Here is a 2,802-nt window from a genome sequence, read left to right as displayed (position 1 = left end):
TTTTTGGTTTATCTCTATAGCTTTACGATAATTTAATTCAGCTTCTTCAATTTGATTATTATCAAAATAAATTTTTCCTAAATTATTATAAGCATCAATAATAAGAGGATTAATTTTTATTGCCTTTTGATAAGCATAAAAAGCAGTTTGTTTATCTCCTTTTTTTTCTAAAATAACACCATAATTATAATAATCTAGTCCATATTCAGGGAGTATTTGTTCTTGATTTGATAATAGCTCATCTATTTTTCGATAAATATGTAGAGCCATTTGCCATTGATCTTTTTGTAATTGATTAAGGGCTTCTTGTCTTAAAATTGTTAATAATTTAATTACATTTTCTTCGATATTATTTATATCTAATAAAGTTTCGAGCCAAATTTCTTCGGCGATATTTACTTTATATGATAAAAAATAAGCTAATCCCAAATACAAATAATTATTAATTTCATCAGGATTATTTTCTATTTCCTGTTCATAAAAATTAATTATCTGATCAAAATTTTGTACTGCTAAAAACTCTGTTACGTTGGGATGCCAATTCATAATTTAATTATATTTTGATAAAATTTTTAGAAATCTTGATTAAACCAAGGTTAAAAACATAGCAATTCTTAATTTATCCGAGAGATTTTAATAACTAAAAAAACTTAAATAATTAAATATATCTTGAGTAGATAATTGCCAATCTGATAACCAAGATAAAACTGGTAAAAGATCATTATTTTGTTTTATTTGAGGTTGTTGATTCGGTAAAAAAACTATTATAATTTTTTCTTGAGGATCAATTAACCAAGCTATTTCAGTTCCATAATTTAAGGCAAATAAAATATTATCAATAACTCTAATAGAACTTTGTTGGAGAGATAAAATTTCAATGATCCAATTAGGTGCAATTTCGATATTATTATCTATTTCTTCTTGTGGATCTTTAGGAATATTTTGCCAACTAATAACACTAATATCCGGCACTATTGATCTAGTTCCAAAAGTACAACGCAATTCTGAAAAAGCACAACATTTTTTTTCAGGAATTCCCCGTTGATTAATAGCGGTGGTTAAAAAAGTTTGAATAGTGCTATGTTTTCCTTTTGGCATTGGTTTTTGAAAAATATAACCGTCAACATACTCCTGAATAGGTTTACTTTCTGATAATTCTAAAAATTCCGTTAAGGTAATTTTTGTTGGTATTTTAACAAACATAATTATAAATTAAATTATAAATATTGATTTAAGTTACGTTTTGTATTTTTATTACATCTTGATAAAATTTTTCTAAAGCTTTGATACATTCTAAATCATCATAAAGCCGATGATGATTAGCTTGGATTTTTTCCCTAATTTCCTCTCGATAGGATAAATCACTACCTAATCTGACAGCTATTTCTATATATTCCTCTTCACAAGATGCGATCGTCTCTGTAACTCCTAACATTTTTAAAATACCATAACTATGTCGCCCTCGCATCAACTCTCCCGGACAAGTTACTACTGGTAAATTACAGGCGATCGCCTCTAAAGTAGTATTACCTCCAGACCAACTAAAAGTATCAAGATAAACATCTGAAATTAAGTTAAGACTAAGATATTGTTGTGTATTTAATCTTGGTAAAAAAAGACAATATTCTTCACTATTCAAATCAAATTTGCGAAAACTCTCTTGTAAACGGTGTTTAAATAAATCTGTGATCCTTTCTCCTTTACTATCATAAAAAGAAAGAAAAAGAAATTGAGCATCTTTTATCTGTTGGGCAATACGAGGAAAAATATAGTCATATTGTGGTAAATATTTGAATAAAGATTGACAAGATAAATAAATTATAGAATCTTTTTTAAGCTGAAAAAAAGAACGATCTAAAATTTGTTCTGGTAATGAAGGTTGAGGATAACAAATACTAATATTTGGTAAAAAAATTAACTTTTCTCTATAATGTTCTTGTGCGTTTTGTGGTTCCATTAATTCACTAGAAAGAAAATAATCGATAGTAGGAATACCTGATGTTACTGGATGTCCCCATGTCAAACACTGTATAGGTGCTAAACGAGAAGCGGCGATCGGATAAATTGCTGATTCCATACCAATATCAAGAAAGACAAGTATATCTAAATCTGAGTTAATGATTTTTTGGCACTCATTTTCTAAATCTGAAGCCTCAATAGTAAAAAACTGATCACTATATTCTTGGTATTTTACGGTTAATTCATCCTTAAGGGGAGTTTGGCCTAAAAGATGATAACAATAAATTTCAAAATGATCTCGATTATGATTTTTAATCCAACCTAAATAAAGTTTTCCCACAGTATGATTACGAAGATAAGAGGAAATATAACCAACTCTGATTTTTTTCTTCTGAATTTTTTTCTTTTTTATTTCTCCTAAATTACACCAATTATTAGCTTTGATGATTCGCTCTAATAAATCTCCATACTGTGATTGTAAATTTAGATCATTTTTACCTTGATAAGCGAGAAAAAAGTTGTTATGTTCTTTAATAGTATCTAACGCGTTTTTCCTTAAGGTTTCTGTAGTTAAATTTAGAGAATTAATAATGGTTTTTAAACCTTCAGTAAATCGGTGACGATAGAAATTTATTTCTTCTTCATTTTGATACAAAATTGGTAAAACCAAATATTGTTTTAATCCCCAAAAAAGTTCATCGGGATAAGATTGACTTATTTTTTTTGCAAAATCAATAGCTTGATTTGTTTTTCCTGAAAGATCAAATAATCTATGTAAATTAATATAACCACCAAGATGTTGTGGGTTTATCTCTATAGCTTGACGATAATTTAATTCAGCTT

The 2,802-nt window shown here is 27.5% G+C and carries 2 protein-coding genes and 1 pseudogene; all 3 read right to left on the bottom strand.

Annotated features, from left to right (window positions below):
- Positions 1-546: tetratricopeptide repeat protein (locus FWJ34_RS19045; protein WP_308256902.1), on the bottom strand; the 546-nt coding region annotated here is incomplete at its 3' end.
- 87 nt (positions 547-633) lie between these two features.
- Entirely contained in the window at positions 634-1,203 is a 570-nt protein-coding gene (locus FWJ34_RS19040) for a Uma2 family endonuclease (RefSeq protein WP_308256901.1), read from the bottom strand.
- 28 nt (positions 1,204-1,231) lie between these two features.
- Positions 1,232-2,802 (bottom strand): annotated as a pseudogene (locus FWJ34_RS19035) (hypothetical protein); the annotation flags it as partial.

It is taken from the genome of Geminocystis sp. GBBB08 (genome assembly GCF_016743215.1).
GTDB lineage: Bacteria > Cyanobacteriota > Cyanobacteriia > Cyanobacteriales > Cyanobacteriaceae > Geminocystis.
This window is presented reverse-complemented; position numbering and strand designations above follow the sequence as displayed.